The organism is Cohaesibacter marisflavi, assembly GCF_963665895.2.
In the GTDB taxonomy this organism is placed as follows: domain Bacteria; phylum Pseudomonadota; class Alphaproteobacteria; order Rhizobiales; family Cohaesibacteraceae; genus Cohaesibacter; species Cohaesibacter marisflavi.
On sequence record NZ_OY762534.1, the window covers coordinates 2,128,891 to 2,146,568 of the forward strand.

At 53.6% G+C, this 17,678-nt stretch carries 20 protein-coding genes and 1 tRNA gene; 7 read left to right on the top strand and 14 right to left on the bottom strand.

Annotation, left to right across the window (positions count from 1 at the left end; genetic code table 11):
- Positions 1–4 precede the first annotated feature (4 nt).
- From ACKPCT_RS10750 to ACKPCT_RS10780, 7 genes are all read right to left on the bottom strand, one after another.
- Complete coding sequence (locus ACKPCT_RS10750) at positions 5–625, bottom strand: gamma carbonic anhydrase family protein (RefSeq protein WP_319569190.1); 621 nt, start codon at positions 623–625, stop codon at positions 5–7.
- Positions 609–1,166 carry a MarR family winged helix-turn-helix transcriptional regulator gene (locus ACKPCT_RS10755; RefSeq protein WP_090067591.1) on the bottom strand — a complete coding sequence of 186 codons (558 nt, stop codon included), beginning with the start codon at positions 1,164–1,166 and terminating at the stop codon, positions 609–611. The genes ACKPCT_RS10750 and ACKPCT_RS10755 overlap by 17 nt, the downstream gene beginning before the upstream one ends.
- A 336-nt stretch (positions 1,167–1,502) precedes the next feature.
- Positions 1,503–1,579, bottom strand: a tRNA-Pro gene (locus tag ACKPCT_RS10760).
- A 629-nt stretch (positions 1,580–2,208) separates the two neighbouring features.
- Positions 2,209–3,819, bottom strand: a complete 1,611-nt coding sequence (locus ACKPCT_RS10765; protein ID WP_319569191.1) for a bifunctional metallophosphatase/5'-nucleotidase — start codon at positions 3,817–3,819, stop codon at positions 2,209–2,211.
- Positions 3,820–4,268: 449 nt separating this feature from the next.
- On the bottom strand, positions 4,269–5,309 hold the full coding sequence (locus ACKPCT_RS10770; protein ID WP_319569192.1) for an NADP-dependent oxidoreductase: 1,041 nt from the start codon (positions 5,307–5,309) through the stop codon (positions 4,269–4,271).
- Positions 5,310–5,428: 119 nt separating this feature from the next.
- Positions 5,429–6,019 carry a TetR/AcrR family transcriptional regulator gene (locus ACKPCT_RS10775; RefSeq protein WP_319569193.1) on the bottom strand — a complete coding sequence of 197 codons (591 nt, stop codon included), beginning with the start codon at positions 6,017–6,019 and terminating at the stop codon, positions 5,429–5,431.
- A 116-nt stretch (positions 6,020–6,135) separates the two neighbouring features.
- A complete protein-coding gene (locus tag ACKPCT_RS10780) occupies positions 6,136–6,564 on the bottom strand; it encodes a YchJ family protein (protein ID WP_319569194.1) in 429 nt (142 codons plus the stop codon).
- 167 nt (positions 6,565–6,731) lie between these two features.
- Here ACKPCT_RS10780 and ACKPCT_RS10785 point away from each other — a divergent pair, with 167 nt between their 5' ends.
- Positions 6,732–6,974, top strand: coding sequence for a hypothetical protein (locus tag ACKPCT_RS10785; RefSeq protein WP_090070533.1), 243 nt, complete (start codon positions 6,732–6,734; stop codon positions 6,972–6,974).
- Positions 6,975–7,010: 36 nt separating this feature from the next.
- Here ACKPCT_RS10785 and ACKPCT_RS10790 read toward each other — a convergent pair whose 3' ends face one another.
- Both ACKPCT_RS10790 and ACKPCT_RS10795 read right to left on the bottom strand, forming a co-directional pair.
- Positions 7,011–7,247 (bottom strand): exodeoxyribonuclease VII small subunit, encoded by a 237-nt coding sequence (locus ACKPCT_RS10790; protein ID WP_090070535.1) that lies wholly within the window; start codon positions 7,245–7,247, stop codon positions 7,011–7,013.
- Positions 7,248–7,508: 261 nt separating this feature from the next.
- On the bottom strand, positions 7,509–8,444 hold the full coding sequence (locus ACKPCT_RS10795) for a histone deacetylase family protein (RefSeq protein ID WP_090070537.1): 936 nt from the start codon (positions 8,442–8,444) through the stop codon (positions 7,509–7,511).
- On the opposite strand from ACKPCT_RS10795, the gene ACKPCT_RS10800 reads away from it, so the two are divergent.
- From ACKPCT_RS10800 to ACKPCT_RS10815, 4 genes are all read left to right on the top strand, one after another.
- Complete coding sequence (locus tag ACKPCT_RS10800) at positions 8,434–8,583, top strand: hypothetical protein (RefSeq protein WP_175527965.1); 150 nt, start codon at positions 8,434–8,436, stop codon at positions 8,581–8,583. The genes ACKPCT_RS10795 and ACKPCT_RS10800 overlap by 11 nt on opposite strands.
- 25 nt (positions 8,584–8,608) lie before the next feature.
- Complete coding sequence (locus ACKPCT_RS10805; RefSeq protein WP_319569195.1) at positions 8,609–9,175, top strand: DUF805 domain-containing protein; 567 nt, start codon at positions 8,609–8,611, stop codon at positions 9,173–9,175.
- A gap of 194 nt (positions 9,176–9,369) precedes the next feature.
- Positions 9,370–9,861 (top strand): DUF805 domain-containing protein, encoded by a 492-nt coding sequence (locus ACKPCT_RS10810; protein WP_319569196.1) that lies wholly within the window; start codon positions 9,370–9,372, stop codon positions 9,859–9,861.
- Positions 9,862–10,001: 140 nt separating this feature from the next.
- Entirely contained in the window at positions 10,002–10,601 is a 600-nt protein-coding gene (locus ACKPCT_RS10815) for a DUF805 domain-containing protein (protein WP_139229224.1), read from the top strand.
- A gap of 140 nt (positions 10,602–10,741) precedes the next feature.
- Here the strand turns inward: ACKPCT_RS10815 and nadC are convergent, their stop codons facing one another.
- The 4 genes from nadC to ACKPCT_RS10835 form a co-directional block, all read right to left on the bottom strand.
- Positions 10,742–11,635 carry a carboxylating nicotinate-nucleotide diphosphorylase gene (nadC, locus tag ACKPCT_RS10820; protein ID WP_319569197.1) on the bottom strand — a complete coding sequence of 298 codons (894 nt, stop codon included), beginning with the start codon at positions 11,633–11,635 and terminating at the stop codon, positions 10,742–10,744.
- Positions 11,636–11,753: 118 nt separating this feature from the next.
- A complete protein-coding gene (locus ACKPCT_RS10825; RefSeq protein WP_319569198.1) occupies positions 11,754–13,373 on the bottom strand; it encodes an L-aspartate oxidase in 1,620 nt (539 codons plus the stop codon).
- A gap of 131 nt (positions 13,374–13,504) precedes the next feature.
- A complete protein-coding gene (nadA, locus tag ACKPCT_RS10830; RefSeq protein ID WP_319569199.1) occupies positions 13,505–14,584 on the bottom strand; it encodes a quinolinate synthase NadA in 1,080 nt (359 codons plus the stop codon).
- A gap of 702 nt (positions 14,585–15,286) precedes the next feature.
- Positions 15,287–15,754 (bottom strand): RT0821/Lpp0805 family surface protein, encoded by a 468-nt coding sequence (locus tag ACKPCT_RS10835; protein ID WP_090070547.1) that lies wholly within the window; start codon positions 15,752–15,754, stop codon positions 15,287–15,289.
- An 89-nt stretch (positions 15,755–15,843) separates the two neighbouring features.
- Between ACKPCT_RS10835 and pdxH the strand changes: the two genes are divergently transcribed.
- Both pdxH and ACKPCT_RS10845 read left to right on the top strand, forming a co-directional pair.
- Positions 15,844–16,440: a pyridoxamine 5'-phosphate oxidase gene (gene pdxH, locus ACKPCT_RS10840; RefSeq protein ID WP_319569200.1), complete on the top strand. Its 597-nt coding sequence runs from the start codon at positions 15,844–15,846 to the stop codon at positions 16,438–16,440.
- A gap of 110 nt (positions 16,441–16,550) precedes the next feature.
- The gene (locus ACKPCT_RS10845) at positions 16,551–17,159 is read left to right on the top strand and encodes a LysE/ArgO family amino acid transporter (RefSeq protein ID WP_175528007.1); all 609 of its coding nucleotides are present in this window, start codon (positions 16,551–16,553) and stop codon (positions 17,157–17,159) included.
- Positions 17,160–17,488: 329 nt separating this feature from the next.
- On the opposite strand, the gene ACKPCT_RS10850 is transcribed toward ACKPCT_RS10845, so the two are convergent.
- Complete coding sequence (locus ACKPCT_RS10850; protein ID WP_210186684.1) at positions 17,489–17,641, bottom strand: hypothetical protein; 153 nt, start codon at positions 17,639–17,641, stop codon at positions 17,489–17,491.
- Positions 17,642–17,678 lie beyond the last annotated feature (37 nt).

Genomic DNA, 17,678 nt, shown 5'->3' on the forward strand with positions numbered 1-17,678 from the left:
TCTATCACGCTTGATGCTGAGTATCTTCGACATCAAGATCGTGCCAGCGCTTGAGTGCTGCGGCATATCTTGGCATGACGTCAGGCATGATTGTCTCACCCTCTTGGGGGCGTTTCACTCCGAAGACGTAATTGGGAAAGTTGAGCGGCTTCTGTATTTCCCAGATTGTGTCGTGCTCCTCGGGTGGCAAAATACGAGCCGGATTACCTACCGCGATCCAGCCAAGAGGAACCACCGTCCCTCTTTCAAGTTTCGTTCTGAGATGAACAATAGCATTGACACGCACTTCGCATTGCGCCTCAATTTTTGCCCCGTTGAACACCGTACAACCGGTCGCCAGAAAGACGTCATCGGAAATCGAGCAGCCAGTCAGATAGGCGCGCGGACCGACCAGACCATTCCGCCCGATCCGGACCGGGTTGTCGCGTACACCCCTGATCACGGCTGTGTCCATAATGACGGTATTTTCCTCAATAATGACCGCACCACTTTCAGCGGTGATGACCGCCCCGAACCCTACTGAGCAGTTGGCGCCTAGCGTGACATCGCCGCAAATCGTGGCATTGGGCGCAATCCGACAGGAAGGATCAATCACGGGTGATTTGCCGTTATGCTTCAGAATCATGCGACTTCTCCATTTTTTCTTTCCGGCGAATTTCTGACCCAACGGGACAGGCCTCTCCCCGGCAAATTCCATGGTCACAATGGCGGCACATGTGGCGCGCATGTGTTTCGTCCTCGACGAGATTGATCAAGAGGGAAGAAACAATCCGATCGAGTGCCTGACGATCATCATCGGACAGAGGACTAAGGATTTTGGCAATCCGGTCGAGGCGAAATTTGCCGAGTGCAGCAGCAATCTGCTCTCCCTCTTTTGACAGCGAAAGCAAGCGTTCTCGCCCTGACATGTCCTGCTGTTGAATCAGCTTTTCACTTTTCAATCTCTGGACGAGGCGTGTCGTTGCCGACTGCGTCAGCCCAAGAATCTGAGCAAGGGACGTGACCGAGATCGGCTGACGATGGAACAAGGTAACCAAAGCAGCGTCGCTCGAAGATGAATATTGCGGCGATGTTAGGACATCTGACAAGGCCGTAACAAGTGCACCGACTTTATTCGCGACAAGATTTATATGCATGCAGAATACATATATCATCTCACCAATCATAGCAAGCTCTTTATGCAATTAGACCAGATACTGAACCAGATCAGAATTCATGATGAAGAGCGGAGAGTATCAGAGGTTAGCCAATACTGTAACTACCGAGCTTGAACCTGCAGGCCACAAGTCCGACGAAGAAACGCCAATCAGAGGCGGCGGTACCCACACATCGACATTGCGAGCACCAAAACAATTCCCCGCACATAGTTGGATGTAGAAATTTATCCACACAAAATCGACCACACGTAGATGAGGCTTTTTTGCACGAAATATTTCTGGTGAGTTTTTGGTGAGTTTTTTGTTTTTCACCCGAAGGGGAAAGACCTAACCTATTGAAAAGGTTGGTCGGAGTGAGAGGATTCGAACCTCCGGCCCCTGCCTCCCGAAGGCAGTGCTCTACCAGGCTGAGCTACACTCCGTTGGTGGCGGTAGAAGTATGACATAGAAATGAAATAATCAAGGTCGACACCGGCTGTTGATGCGGTTTTTAGCAAGATCTTCACCGACTTTTGTGTCAGGTGCGCATTGTCCACATTCACGAACGGGCATAGACCGTGATCTATGCGGTTTTGTTGCAATCAGCTTGCAACAAAACGCACTTCTCTCCCTCTCCCAGCCCTTGGTAACAACAGGATTGGTTTGCAGGGAACATCAAGGTTGGACAGACAGACTCAATGAACGAACAAGCTTAAGCCATGCTGTTCGGACAAGAAGGGTGGAAAGATATAGGATGCCCCTGTCGGCCTTTGGCAGGACTGGCAGCAGCATAGCAAAAATAAGGGCGCGACCAACCGGTCGAAGGACGCTTACTTTTTCATTTTCTCCATCACTTTATAAACTGCGTTTGCCATCAAGAATGTGATGAGAACCACAATAAGCCCGTACACGACAGTCATAATGCTCCTCCTTGCATATCACTGATTTCGGTTATGAGTGTCTCACTTAAGGGGCTCCCCAACAAGTCGACTTGTGTCGACCCCATAAAAATACCCGGCAGGGTTTCCTCCTGCCGGGCGGCGTAATTCACGCAAAAGCGTACCGTATTGGCTTACTCGACTTCGGTGATACGACCGGGAAGTTCAACTTCGAAGTCTGGATGGTCGGCAATATAGTTTGCAACCACATCTTCAAGGTTCGGCCCATAGTCGTAGGCGTTTTTACCGTTGGTTTTGAAGACTTTATAGCCATCGCCGCCAGCACGCATATAGTTGTTGGAGACAACACCATAAACGGCATCATCTTCGATTGGTGTCCAGGCACCGTCTTTCATGACTTCAACCGATACCAGACGTTCGCCAGCAGGCTTGCTGCGAGACCAGCTATATTTAAGACCGGCGACCTGTGGGAAGCGTCCGGCTGTTTCTTCAACCTGAGAAAGACCGTTTTCCAGAGCGGCTTTTACGTCAGCTCCGGTGAGTTCAAAGGTTGCCAGCGTGTTCTGGAAGGGCAGAACGGTCAGCACATCACCCATGGTGACTTCGCCGCCCTTGATGGATGCACGCAGACCACCACCATTCTGAATGGCAATGGAAACGCCCTGATCCTTCACGCGCTCGAGCATGGCATCAGCCACGAGCACGCCCATGGCGCATTCCTTTTGACGGCAGCTCTCGCGCGCCCCGTCAATGTCAGCGCCCAGAGAGCCAATGACTTTTGCCTTCAGATCAGCGATCGGAGCGGCCAGTTCCTTGACGCGCGCCAGAACAGCTTCATCCGGCGTGACTGATGCATCCAGAAGGATCGGTTCGCCTTCTGCAGAAACAACATTGCCATCATCGTCGAAGGTTACAGTCAGATCGCCCAGATATTTGGTGTAGGCATAGGCGGTAACGACCGGAATATCCTTGCCGTCCGGGTTCTTCACCATGACAGGATAAGGCCCTTCGGCTCTATCATTGGTGTTGGATAGCAGAGAATGGGAATGACCACCGACGATCACGTCGACACCGGCCACTTTGGAGGCCAGATCCATGTCTTTGACGAGACCTTCGTGAGTGAGCGCGATGATCTTGTTGACGCCCTGATCGGTCAGTTCCTGAACGGCCTGCTTGAGATAGTCTTCAGAGGAAGAGAAGATAACCTTATCGCCTGGAGAAGAGGTTTCTGCCGTGTCTTCAGCCAGAACGGATACGATACCAATTTTTTCGCCGCCGATTTCCTTGACGACATAGCCCTTGATCTTGCCCTGAAGCAGAGGTTCGCTGGACACATCAATGTTGCCGGAAATGATCGGGAAATCCACTTTGGCGAGGAAATCTGCGAGACCTTTCGGGCCATCATCAAACTCATGGTTGCCCACGGCCATCACGTCATAGCCGATGGCGTTGGCAAATTCAGCAGCTGCTTCCCCTTTATAGGTGGAGTAGAAAAGCGAGCCCTGGAACTCGTCACCAGCATGCAACAGAAGGGAATTGGCCCCCTCTTTGGCAAATTCGCCGCGAAGTTTTTCCACTTCGCTTTTAACACGCGCAACACCACCAAAGCACTTGCCTTCTTCTTCGCCCTTGGCATCGCAAGTGTTGTCATATTTGGTGATGGATTCGATGCGGGAATGCACATCGTTGAGATGAAGAATGTTCAGCGTGTAGTCTGCATGGGCAGCGCCAGCAAAGCCGGCGGAAAGTGCCAGAGCAGCAACACCGGTGAGTAGACTTTTCATATGAGAGAAACCTCCAAAATATGATTGATCTCCCCGATTCCACTTCGCCCGTTTCAAAGAGTCGAAATGTCCGCCCTGTTGCGATTTTCATGTGAGCCAAAACAGGAGCGGCTGCTTGCATTCGGGGAGCTTTCGTCAGGGCCTTCACTCCGGCAAACCGGAACCCTTAAAAGCGCGGGCAACATTAACCAGCCTTGGCAACTGTTTCATGACAAATTTGACCTGACTAGAGCGGAAAGAGTGATCCCCACAAATATGTCGAAAAATGCGGACAAGCCTTGGATATCTGTCCCCGAATTTGCCGGAGAACTGAGCAACTGCGCATATTTCCCTCACACTTTAGGCCAATAGCAGGTCAATTTTCCGAGATCACAAAAAACCCGACGAGATTTTTCCCGTCGGGTTGCCATGGATCAATTAAGTGATTCACCTAGGATTGATCTCTATTTTCAGAGTGAGTGCTCACCAACCTTGATGACCATCTTGCCGAAGTTGCGGCCTTCCAATAGGTCGAGAAATGCAGTCGGCGCCTGTTCCAGCCCATCGACCAAATGTTCACGATATTTGATCTTGCCTTCCTTGATCCAACGGGTCATATCGGCGGCAAAGTCCGGATAGAGATGGCCGAAATCCTGAAACACAATAAAGCCACGCACGGTGACGCGGCGCGTGAGAAATTGCGCCATCAGGGCGCCTGACATATCCGGCCCTTCCGGAGTGCTCGTGCTGTTATATTGAGCGATAACGCCACAAAGAGGTATGCGCGCACCGGTGTTCAAGAGAGGCACCACAGCCTTGAACACATCACCACCGACATTCTCGAAATAGACATCAATACCGTCCCGACAAGCGGCGGCGAGCTGCTCGGCGAAGTCATCGGCGTTGCGGTCGATACAGGCATCAAAGCCCAGTTCTTTCACCGCGTAGTCGCATTTTTCCTTGCCACCAGCGATACCGACAGCGCGCGCACCCTTGATCTTGGCGATCTGGCCCACATTGGCCCCCACCCCACCGGTAGCAGCTGCGACCACAACGGTTTCGCCCGGCTTCGGATCACCAATCTGCAGCAGGCCGGTATAGGCGGTCATGCCCGGCATGCCCAATGCACCCAGAGCCCAAGAGGGCGCTTCCGGGTTCGTGCCCATGTTGGTGACCATGGTGCCATCAGAAAGGGCATAGTCCTGCCAACCGCTGTATGAGAGTACCCAATCGCCTTCGGCAAAGCCATCCAGATTGGATTTGACCACACGGGCAACCGTGCCACCAACCATGGGGTCTCCGACTTCAACGGGATCAGCATAGGATTTGGCAGCACTCATGCGTCCGCGCATATAGGGGTCTAGCGAAAGATAGACCGTGCGCAAGAGCATCTGGCCTTCTCCCGGCTCGGGAATGGCGTTTGATACCAGCTTCAGGGTATTTTCGTCCGGCGCTCCAACGGGACGTTCATTAAGGATGAATTGGCGGTTTGTTGTTGCTGTCTGTGTCATTTGTCTCTCTCCTGTGCGCACCACACCATTTAGTAATAGACCGGTCGTCTTGTTTTATATTTCCAGGTGTCGTGCGTGTCGTCTCTATATAGGTACGGATAAGTTTTGTTGCTTTTGGTTCAGGCGGCAGGCAGCAGGGTTTCACTGTTGGTTCTGGCCTGAACAAGCGGGCTCGCCGAATGCTGCAATTTCGCCATGAGGCTGGCGCCAAGCCACATTTGGTAGAGCATGGAGGCCGTAAGGTCTGGCTGAATGTTTGCCGACAGGGAACCATCTTTGATGCCCCCTTTTATCTGCTCTGCCAAACGGTTGACGATGGACGCAGCACCATCGGCCAGAATTATCCGCATGTCTTCTGACATATCAGATACTTCCGCCCCGAGCTTGACGATAAGACAGGTATTCTGGGCATTGACGGGGCACTGATTGACCACCCACTGGTCCCAATAGTCCATCAGCTTTTCCCTGCCGGATCGCTTCTCGTTGGACCAGAGCGCATCAAGGCGTTCATGGTAATAGGCGATATATTGCTCAAGCAGTTTGCAGCCGAAATCTTCCTTGCTGGCGAAATAATAGTAAAAAGACCCTTTGGGAACCTCGGCTTCCTTCAGCAGCAACCCAAGGCCGAGCGCGTTGAACCCCAGCTCAGATATGAGCTGCCGGCCAACGGTCAGAATATGCTCGCGTGTTTTTTCTGTTTTTTTCGTCATAGGCAGCATATAGGAATAATTAGACCGATCGTCTAGTACCTAATTGCAAAACTTGCAAAATAGTTTTAATCCCATGCTCTGCACCCATGTCTTGGACCGATGCGAAGTGCCTGGCATCACTCTTCAGGCAAGGCCTCGACATAGTACCAGCGACCAGCCTTTTTGCGGAAAAGGCTAAGCTCCCGATGGGTGTGCAGCTGACCGCCAGCCAGATAGCGCGCCTCGAACAGCACAGTGCCGCGTCTGTCCTTTGCGTCACCAGCTTCCGTTGCCAGGATCGTCAGACCGCTCCAGTGGTTCTCGGCGGCCCATTTGGCTGTAGCAAAGGGATCGAAGCCGGGCTGATATTTCGGCCAGAGCGTGTCTTTGAGATAGGGTATCTTTTCAAGCGCAAAGGCGGAATAGCGCGAACGCATCAAGGCTTCGGCCCGCTCGGGCAACGCCGTGCCATCATGGAAGGGTTGACAGCATTCTGCATAGTCCTTGCCACTACCACAGGGGCACAATGAGGACTTCCCATGAACATCATTATTGATCGGTGACATTGTCCATTCCTTGCTGATGAAGCCTTTCGCTCAGGCCTCCCCGTGATGGGCTTAGTCGTTTTTATGACGTCCCATATCGCTTCAGCAATAGCCTTATGGCTTCAAACTTGTTAAAGCAAGGCGATCTGATTGATTGATGCGCCAGCTTAAGACGATGAGGAGCCCCCATGTCCATGCCAAGCCTGTTCTACATCGGCAGCTATGAGATGATTGTCGTACAGGTTTTACTGTTGGCTGGCGTCATCGGTGCCATCACAGCCAAAGCCAAGGGCCGTTCGGGTCTCATCTGGTTTGTGCTAAGCGTGGTTAGCTGCGGCGCGGGCATATTGGTCGTGCTGTTCATGCCCGTCAAGAAGCCACAGCAAAACAAAGCGCCCGGCACCAAGCATGATGCGGACGCTTCCAGATAGGCAGCTAAAGCAGATCCTGTGATGAAACGAAATCGCTCAGTCTACGTCGAGCGGTTCGGTCCCTGCAGCCTGCCCTTCTGCTGACAGACGGATTTTCTCCACCTTTTCCTCGGCCTTTTTGAGCAAAGCATCGCAATGGCGCTTCAGCGCTTCGCCGCGCTCATATTCCTCAATGGATTTTTCCAAAGGCACATCGCCCCGTTCCAGTCTCTGAACGATCTGTTCCAGTTCGGCAAGGGCTGCTTCAAAGGTGAGCTCGGACAGGTCTGACATGGCGAATTGATTTCCTCTGGCAAGGCTAGAAATTGGTCAGGTGAAGGCGACCATTGAGTCGCTCATTCCCTTTTACATGGAAATGTCTCAATGCAAAAGCCTTCAGACATTCAGGAGATTAAAGTCGAACGGGCTTGTCACATGATTGTCCCGTGATCGCCCTTTGCGCTTTTGCAATGGAGCAAAAGGAAAGGGTCCAATGCCTGGCACCATTGGACCCTCCCTTCGAGTGGACCGGAAGCTCCGGGATCGGGCGCGGAGTCACCCGTGCATAAGCCGGTCCACATGAACGGCGACCGAACGGGCAAGCGCCGTCAGGTCGTATCCCCCTTCCAGCAAAGACACCAGACGGTTGTCGCAACATTTATCTGCAACATCCATCAATTTGCCGGTCATCCACGAAAAGTCCGCCTCTGTACAGGTCAGATCGCCCAATGGATCACGGATATGGGCGTCGAACCCCGCGGAGACAATCACCAGATCGGGGTTAAAATCATAAAGCGCGGGCAAAAGGCGCGACTCAAAGGCGTCCCGCATCTGCTCTGCCCCCTGCCCTGCACCAAGGGGCGCATTGACGATATTGCCAAGATCATCCTTGCCGGTTTCCGTCCAAGCTCCGGTGCCCGGATAGAGCGGCATCTGGTGGGTCGAGCAATACATCACACTGGGGTCATCCCAGAAAATATCCTGTGTGCCGTTGCCATGATGCAAGTCGAAATCGACAATGGCGACATGCTCGGCTCCATAATGCTCCTGGGCGTAGCGCGCCGCGATGGCTGCATTGTTGAAAAAGCAAAAGCCCATGGAGCGGTTCTGCTCGGCATGATGGCCCGGAGGGCGAATGCCGCAGAAGGCATTATTCACCTTGCCTTGCATGACCTCGTCGATGGCCTGAGTGGAAGCGCCAACAGCATAGAGCGCCGCAGTCATGGTTTCAGGCGATACCGTCGTGTCTCCATCGAGTGAAATCAGTCCCTCTTTGGGGGAATTTTCCTCAAGATGATCAATGACGCTTTGCGGATGGCACCGAAGAATATCCTCGAGGCGCCCGAGCTGGGCCTCTTCACGCGGCATATAGATGAATTTCTCATGCTCCAGAGCAATATTGACCGCACGCATCCGATCCGGACGTTCCGGATGGCCCTCAGGCGTCTTGTGCTTCATGAAGGTAGGGTGCGTGATGTAAATGGTCGACACTCTCTGGTTTGCTCCCGAGCAAAATACGGATATCCGTACAATCCGCTATATTCATCTCTATGCATCCAACGTTTGCGCCCCTCCCGTCAATGCAACAATGGAGGCAGAAGGGGCGGTTATCCGCTGCACACTTCGTTGAGTTTTCAAAGAAATCGGATGAATCGATGCCGCTGGCCGCTTGCGATTGCAGTGAGCCGGTAGATTTGCTAATGGGCAATCACTCGGTCTTGCGGCATGGTGAGCAGTCTCTCATGTTGGAAACCAGATTGGATCTTTCAAAGGTTGGTGCCATGTCTGCCGTGAAGCTTGTTGAACATAGTCTTGTCCATTGCCTTGACTTCAAGGGACGCGCCGGACGGGCCGAATTCTGGCTCTGGATCGGGTTTTCCCTGCTCATGACGGCGGGATTCTATTTCATCGGCCTTAATGCGCCACTGCTCTCGGAAATCTGGAAGGCGTGGTTTGCCCTGACCTTTATTTTCGGAATTTCTCTCACGGTGCGTCGCCTGCATGATATGGACCTGTCGGGCAAGTGGTTCCTTATTGTGCCAGCAGGCATTCTGCTGACCTTCGCGATAGCCACATTTGCTCCCGCGCTCATGGCGCAAATGCTGTGGATTCCCGTGGCGCTGGTGATGGTGCTCTATTTTGTGGTCGGCTTTGTTCCCGGCCCGGCTGGCGAGAATCGCTTCGGCCATGCCTTCCCACCCCGAGAGCTGCATTTCGATTGAGACGAAACGCCTTTCTTTTACCAAGCCTTACAAGGCTGTATCCCTTTTCAACCGGCGGATTCCGCTATCCGTGCGGGCGTTAACCATGTGTTGCAAAATGCGAAATTTACGATTGATTAACCATACCCTCTCTCGTAGGCTCTCCTAACGCAATCGGGCCGATGCTGGGCACGATGCCGAAGAAGGAGCAGGCAATGTTTTCACTCTATGGCAAGCTATTCTCAATTCTTCGGGCGTCATTTTCCTATTCCGGCCGAACTGCGCGGATGGAATTCTGGTTTTTCTTCACCTTTTTCACATTGATGTTTTTCGCCGCACTAGGGGCCGATGTAACCTATATCCGGCAGCAGGAGCCAAGCGGTCTTGCGCTGTTTCTTTATCAGCTGATGGGCAACAGAGAGCCATTCGTGCCGCTCTATCTGTTGCTCTTTTCTCCAGCAATGGTAGCCATCACCGTCCGGCGCTTGCATGACAGGGGCCACAGATGGTGGTGGACTCTGGTTTATCTTATCCCCTTTTTTGGTCTCTTCCCGATGGTGGCTATGCTGGCGCGCAAAAGTCAGGAAGGCTTCAACCGCTTTGGTGCCAATCCACTGGATATGGCTGCGCTTGCCAAACGAGACGCACAAGCCACGCGCTCCTCTTATGATAGCGCACCGGCTCATTCGCCCTCTCCGGCAGAGTGAGCAGATCGTCACTTAATCCTCTTTTAACGCTGTAAAATGAGAGATTTGGTCTGGCTATCAAATTCACATGCGGCTTAACTGCCAGTTAAGGCCCGCAATCAATAGTGGTGACATTGCCATCATAGATTGTGGATTTTGACATGGGCTACTTTGCAGCAATTTCATCCTGTTTCAGACACTATTTCAGTTTCAATGGACGCGCACCACGCTCCGAATATTGGTATTGGAATCTAACCACAATCCTGATCAATATTCTGCTTGGCGCAGGCCCTCTTTTAGCCGGAAGAGCGACATTTTCCGAAACTGTGACACGCCTTCCTCTGTTAGCTCTGTTTTGGCTCGTAACATTGCTTCCGAATTTTTCGGTCTTGGTACGCAGGTTGCACGATGTGAACAAAAGCGGCTTCTGGTGGTTCGGCACGTTCATACCCTTCATCAATTTTTACGTGCTCTTCTTATTGTTCTTCAAACGAGGGAGCCGTGGGCCGAATAAATTTGGCGATGACCCGAATGGGGGCGACGCAAGCCCTGACCTGATCGTCCAGATGGGGTCGAGCAAGAGCCCGCCGAGGAAACGCTTTTTCAATGAAGAGTTTGCTTACGCGCACCCCGAGGGCAGGACCACACCAAAAGCTGCCAATGAACGCCCCAGAGCGCGCGTTCCGATCATCGCAGGAAAGCAGGCCAATGGCTTTGGTCGACGCGGTGCGGGTAATCATACAGGCTTCAGGAGCAACTAGGCGAAACAGCGCCCCTATCTCGCAGAGAATGAAAGAAAGCTGCTTGCAAGTGGCATGGGCATTTGAGTGACCATCACGAAAAACCCCGCGATACCGAGTAGGTCGCGGGGTTTTTAGTCTTCAAGTTTGGCAGCTGTCGATTAGCTGACGGAAATATCCAGCCCCAGATCGAAGTTTGGCGCTGAATGGGTGATGTAGCCAGCAGAAATATAATCCACGCCGGTTTTGGCAATCGCCGCAATCGTTGCAGGGCTGACACCGCCGGAGGCTTCGGAGATGATGCCGGTGCCCTCAAGCAGGGCCAGCGCTTCGGCCAGCTTCTCCGGGCCCATATTGTCCAGCATGATGACGTCCGGCTTGCAGGCGATGGCTTCCTTGAGCTGCTCGATGGTGTCCACCTCCACTTCGACACGCACCAAATGGCCAGCAAAATCACGCGACCGGCGAATGGCTTCGGTGATCGAGCCTGCCACTGCAATATGGTTGTCCTTGATCAGAATTGCATCATCAAGCCCGAAGCGGTGGTTGGAGCCGCCACCGCACTTGACTGCATATTTTTCAAAAGCCCGCAGGCCCGGCAGCGTCTTGCGGGTGCCCGTCACTTTTGCCTTGGTGCCCTTGATCAGCTTGACCATCTTGTGGGTCGCCGTGGCGACACCGGACATGTGGCACATAAAGTTGAGAGCGATCCGTTCGGCAGACAGCACCAGGCGTGCTGGGCCGTAGATTTCCGCGACCACATCCCCTGCCTTCACTTCTGTACCGTCGGCGATCATGGGTGTGAAAGAAACCGCCTCTCCATGCCATACGCCAATCTGACGGAAAGCGCTTTCCGCCATTGGAATGCCTGAGATGACCCCCTCGTCGCGCGCAGCGATCACGGCCTTGGCGTGCGCATCGGCAGGAATGGTCGCAAGCGTGGTGATGTCACCAGCACGGCCCAGATCTTCCTTCAGGGCAGCAAGCACAGCATCATCAATGATGGGTTGGGGCAGAAACAGTTTGTCTGCGGGCAAGATGTTTGTGTCGCTCATCAATGCGGTTTCCTTCGAATGTCTTGCGAATTCTCGTCTTGTCTGTTGGTGGTGACGCCTGGCTGCGAACTTGACGCCTTCAGTTAGCAAAAAGCGATGCCATGCGCCCTGTCTTAAATCAATCGGGCTCGGCTGCGCTCAGAATCCTTGCCATTTCGGCTTCAGCTTGCTTGAGGGTAATGAAGGTCCTGTGACGCCAGTCTTCTTGCTGATGCGGATAATCCTTGCGGAAATGGCCGCCCCGGCTTTCCTTGCGCAAATAGGCCGCCACGGTGATCAGCTTGCTTGTGGTCAGTTGATTGCGGAAGCTGTCCGTCACGCTCTTCTGTTCCAGTTCTGCGATGATCTGCAAGGCCGTTTTGAGGCCCGCGCCATCACGTTCCACGCCAACATAGCGGCTCATGGTAGCGCGCAGTCTTGCGATATCCTCTTGGGGCTGATGCAGCGCAGGCAGGGTTCGCTCGTTGCGGATGGGCTGCCAAAGCTCATGTTTGGGCGAACTGAGCTGCTGGTTGATATCCTGCGCGACGAGGGAGGCAAAAACCACGGCTTCGAGCAGTGAGTTGGAGGCCAGACGATTGGCTCCGTGGGCTCCGGTGGCCGTCACCTCGCCTGCGGCCCAAAGCCCATCAAGGGTCGTGCGTCCTTGTGCGTCCGTCAGGATGCCCCCCATGTGATAATGGGCTGCCGGTGCGACCGGCAGTGGTTCGGTTGCGGGATCAATCCCAGCCTCTTGCGCATGACCATAAACGGTGGGGAACTCCTCAGAAAAGCTGTCTCCGATTGCCTCACGGCAGTCAAGGAAGGCCCCCTTTCCCTCTTCGACCTGCCGATGGATGGCACGGGCTACGATGTCACGCGGGGCCAATTCGGCCAGCTCATGTTCGCCCAGCATGAAGCGTTCACCGGCCTTGTTGATCAGCTTGGCGCCATGGCCGCGCAAAGCTTCGGTCGCAAGAGGCGCAGGGTCCTTGCCGACATCAAGTGCCGTGGGGTGGAACTGCACAAATTCAGGGTCAGAGATCGTCGCGCCCGCCGCCGCCGCCATGGCGATGCCATCGCCATTGGATTCGGTCGGGTTGGTGGTCACCCGGTAGAGGTTGCCCGAGCCTCCGGACGCCAGCACCACGGCGCGTGCAGGAAAAAAGAGCGTATGGGTGTCGGTGTCTGCGCCTTGCCCGCATCTTCGGGCGATGATGCCTTTTACATAGCGCCCCTCCATATGCAGTTTTTCAGCCTGATAACCGGAAACGATGCGGATGGACGGCATGTCGATGACGCGCCGGATCAAGGCTTCCATGATGGCAAACCCTGCCTTGTCGCCAGAAACCCGCACAACGCGGCTGGCGGAATGGGCTGCCTCGCGGCTCAGGCGCAGCTTGCCTTCCAGATCCTTGTCGAAAGGCACGCCCACTTCCAGCAAGTCAAGAATACGCTGTGGCCCCTGATTGGTCATCAGGCGGGCGATCTTTTCATCAACGATGCCTGCACCCGCCTTGATCGTGTCTCTTAAATGCGAGGTGGTGCTGTCGCCCTCCGAGACCGCCGCCGCTATGCCGCCTTGCGCCCAAACAGAGGACGCGCCCTCGCCAATGGGGGCAGCAGAAATAAGCGTTACAGGGCGTGGTGCCAGCTTGTAAGCACAAAACAACCCTGCCAGCCCTCCGCCAACGATGATGATTTCATCATGGCGTTGCCAGCTTTCGGGGCGAAAATCGTCGGATGCGGAAATGTTCATGGATTTGACTTTGATCTGGTTCCGCCATTTCTAGCGCAACCCTTGAGGCCTGCCTTTGCCGGAGCGTAGGCTGGGGGGAATAAAGAAAAGTCCGGGCCAATCGCAACAGATCGACCCGGACCTTCAAGACATCAGGACTTCAGATTGATCATCCGTTCGACGGCCCTTCGGGCTTTGTCGGCAACGAGGGGATCAACCGTGACCTCTTCCTGCATATAGAGCAGACTGTCGAGGATTTTTGGCAGCGTAATCTTCTTCATGTGTGGGCAGAGATTGCAGGGCCGCACGAAATTCACGTCAGGTGTTTCGCTGGCCACATTGTCGGCCATTGAGCATTCGGTGATCATCATCACCTTCTCCGGACTATTGGTCTTGACCCAATCGATCATACCCTTGGTCGAGCCGGAGAAATCAGCCTCGGCCACCACTTCAGGCGGGCATTCAGGGTGAGCGATCACCTGCACATCCGGCATGGAGCGGCGATAGGAGCGGATCTCGTCGGCGGTGAAGCGCTCATGCACTTCGCAGGAGCCGGCAAAGGTCAGCACCTCCACATCAGTCTGGGCGGCGACATTCTTGGCCAGATACTGGTCTGGCACCAACAACACCCGATCAACACCGAGGCTTTCGACAATCTCGACCGCATTGGACGAGGTGCAGCAGATATCGCACTCGGCCTTCACGTCCGCCGAGGTGTTCACATAGGTGATGATCGGCACTCCGGGATATTGATCCCTCAGGGCGCGCACATCGGCGGCAGTAATGGACGAAGCGAGCGAGCATCCGGCCGAACTATCGGGAATGAGTACCGTCTTGTCAGGACATAGAATCTTGGAGGTCTCCGCCATGAAATGCACGCCGCACTGGATGATCAGATCGGCATCCGAGCGGGCTGCTTCGATGGCGAGCTGAAGGCTATCGCCCCGGATATCAGCCACGCCATGAAAAATTTCCGGCGTTTGATAGTTATGCGCCAGAATAACCGCGCCGCGCTCTTTCTTCAATTTGTTGATCGCCGAGATATAGGGCGCGTGGAATGGCCACTCGATGGAAGGAATGACATGCTTGACCAGCTCATAGAGTGGCGCGGTCTCTGCCGCCACCTCATCGCTATAGACAAGCGGCGGCATGGGCAGGATTCCCCGCTCCTGTGCAGCCTTGCTCGGGGCACGTTTTGCAAAATCGGTTGCAGTCTGAGCTGTCATCATCATCCGAGTCTGGCCTCCTTCAAATTGCGCGGTGCTGTCTGGCCTTCCTACTGGCATCTTGGCGTAGGACAAAGCCAACCTTGCGATCCGGACCTTTGGTCTTGAGGCCCGACATCGTTTCTTCTGACCAAACTTATGCTCACATTGAGCATAATAAGAGCCATAAATAAACCAGCGCACCGCTGGTCCCCTGCCCTGAGGCAGCATTTTCTTGCCGATCACTATAGGAGGAACCTGTCGATTTTTCCAGACCCTCAGCGTCTACAGGGGATAAGTTTTGCTCCTATGGAGTAAAAGCAATTCATTTTCGAAAGGTTCTTCGGATGAGGAATGCAATAGAAGGGCTTCTTGAAACGAATAGCGGCACGGGAAATTGAGCAAGGATTACAATGTGTAACTGCCTACTTTATGGAACCGCTCCAAAAAGAAGATCCGGGCTCGTGCGGAACCCGGATCTGCTTTAGAAAAAGGAAAGTGAACATCAACTGGTGATGGCAAAATTTGTAAGAAACCAGTGAATAGAAACGAAAAAGAACCCGGTTCTGAAAGCTTTGAAACATGAACTTGCAGGGCCTTACTGGCGCTACAAGACACACGTTAGCGGACTTATGTGACAGTTCATTGACACATATGCAAAAGATTGAACATGAGGAAAGACGCCCAAGAAAGACATAATTACGCTATCAGAAAGCGAGCTTGGCGAGATTATACAGAGACGCCCGTAGAGAAGCCGACGATTTGCCAGCTGCCATCCGGCACCTTGCAAGCCTGACCTTCGATATTCTCGACGCCCGTTACCCGATGCATGGAACTTTTGAAGGAGCGGCATTCCTCGTTCATCATGTCAGGCAGTTTCTTGACCTGAGTAATCCGCCCTTTGGAGCCGGTTTCAGGATTGATCCAGTCTGCGTTGACCTGTTCGGCCTGCATGGCGACTTTGTCGAAGGAGGACATACGGTTCAGCATGACTTGCCAGTCTGAAGGGTCGATGCCAGCGAGCAAGCGGTCTGTCACGCCAATCGAGCCGGTTTTGATGTCGTCGACCTGATCGGAGGAGCCCATAAAACTGACAGAAGCGCAAGCACCGAGGGAACAACAGGCAGCCAGCACGCAAAGCTTTACGGCACCGCGGGCGGCGCTGTAAATTGATGCAGAGACTCTATGGCCAAACATGTCGGGTTCCTTTACACTCTAGACCGAGCCCGCATCGTCATGCAGGACCCGCCTTTGAAGTCATAGTTTATTTTCAGCCAGGAAGGTTAATGAGTGGTAACTTTACTGAGGCAAACAAGCCTCTGGACCTCTTTTCTCGTTGGTTAGCGGAAGCTGAAGCCAGTGAGCCGAACGATCCCAACGCCATGGCCGTAGCCACGGTGGATGAAAGTGGCATGCCAAACGTGCGCATGGTGCTGTTAAAGGACTATTCGGAAAAGGGATTCGTTTTTTATACAAACTTCGAAAGTGCCAAAGGACGTGAGCTGCTGGCCAGCCAGAAAGTGGCCCTTCTTTTCCATTGGAAGAGCCTACGTCGTCAGGTGCGCATTCGGGGGGCGGTTGAAGTGGTCAGCAAGGAAGAAGCGGACGCCTATTACGATTCCCGCGCACGCGGCAGCCGCATAGGGGCTTGGGCATCCAAACAATCCCGGCCTCTGGAAAGTCGCTTTGCGCTTGAAAAGGCCGTTGCTGAATATACCGCAAAGTTCAATATCGGACGCATTCCGCGCCCTGACTATTGGTCCGGTTTTCGGGTCGTGCCCGAAGAAATCGAATTCTGGCATGACCGGAATTTCAGACTGCACGATCGCGTCGTGTTCAAACCAAGCGGCGATGGTTGGGAGAAAACACGGCTTTACCCATAAGCCAGGCACTCCCGAAGAATGAAAGAAACAATGTAGCCGGGCGTTCCACGTCCGGCTTCTTCTTGCCTTGAGATTTTTCTTAAAAAAGACAATCCATGACGCTATCTTCCATCTACGCGCCTATGCTGCAGGGCTTTTTGCTGGGTGCTTCTCTCATCATCGCCATCGGGGCTCAGAATGCCTTTGTCTTGAGGCTAGGGCTGCAGCGATTGCATGTTTTACCCATTGTTCTGATATGCTCTTTTTCCGATGCCATGCTCATAGCCGCAGGCGTGGCGGGCATGGGCACGTTGGTGCGGCAATCCCACATCTTGCTGACACTGATCACATGGGGTGGTTTTGCGTTCCTGCTTTTTTATGGCCTGCAAGCTTTTATACGGGCCTTCAAGAGCAGCGGCATGCATGTGTCCAAGGGCGAAAGCATAAGCCTCAAGAGCGCCATACTTACTGTTCTGGCCTTCACCTATCTCAACCCGCATGTCTATCTGGATACGGTGATGTTGGTGGGCAGCCTTTCTGCGCGCTGGCTGGGCCTTCAGCAGATGCTGTTTGCGGTGGGCGCTATTGCGGCTTCTTTTGTCTGGTTCTTTGCGTTGGGCTATGGTGCGCGCGTGCTCACGCCTCTGTTTGAGCGGGCAATCGCGTGGAGAATTCTAGATTTTATTATCGGCATCATCATGTGGCTTCTGGCCTGGTCGCTCATTCACAGCTCGCGATGAGGCATCCGGGAGGAAAGCCAAACCACAGGCCCGGAATAATCGGGCAAAGATTGCCCTTCCATGAAAAAAGCGTTCCTCTTGCGAAGGAACGCTTTTAAAGGTGTAGTCTTTACGTCGCTGCGCCGCGGGGAAGGCACACCGTCAGCTTTGTCTCTGCGTCATGCACGCTCTCATATAGAAAGCCGAGACAAAGGGTTGAAGCAGATTCACACATACTGGGCATTTGTGCGACGAAAACCAGCGCTTCCGAAACAGGAAATCGAAACACTGTTTTACAGGCCCTCAGCTAGGGCCAACCGGCACTCTACCCGAGCACACACATGATGTGCTTATTTCTTGGCTTGCACTGGATCATAGTCCGTGTGCTTGGTTTCTACGTGTTTCTTCACGCAGCAAGCAGCAGCAACGGAAGGGATACCGATCTCATGATATTCTTTTTGCAGGAGATCGTTAGAAGAAGATTTCTTTGCTTGTTCAGGCATGGTCATGTCTCGTCTTTTTGCCATTTCACTCCGGTAA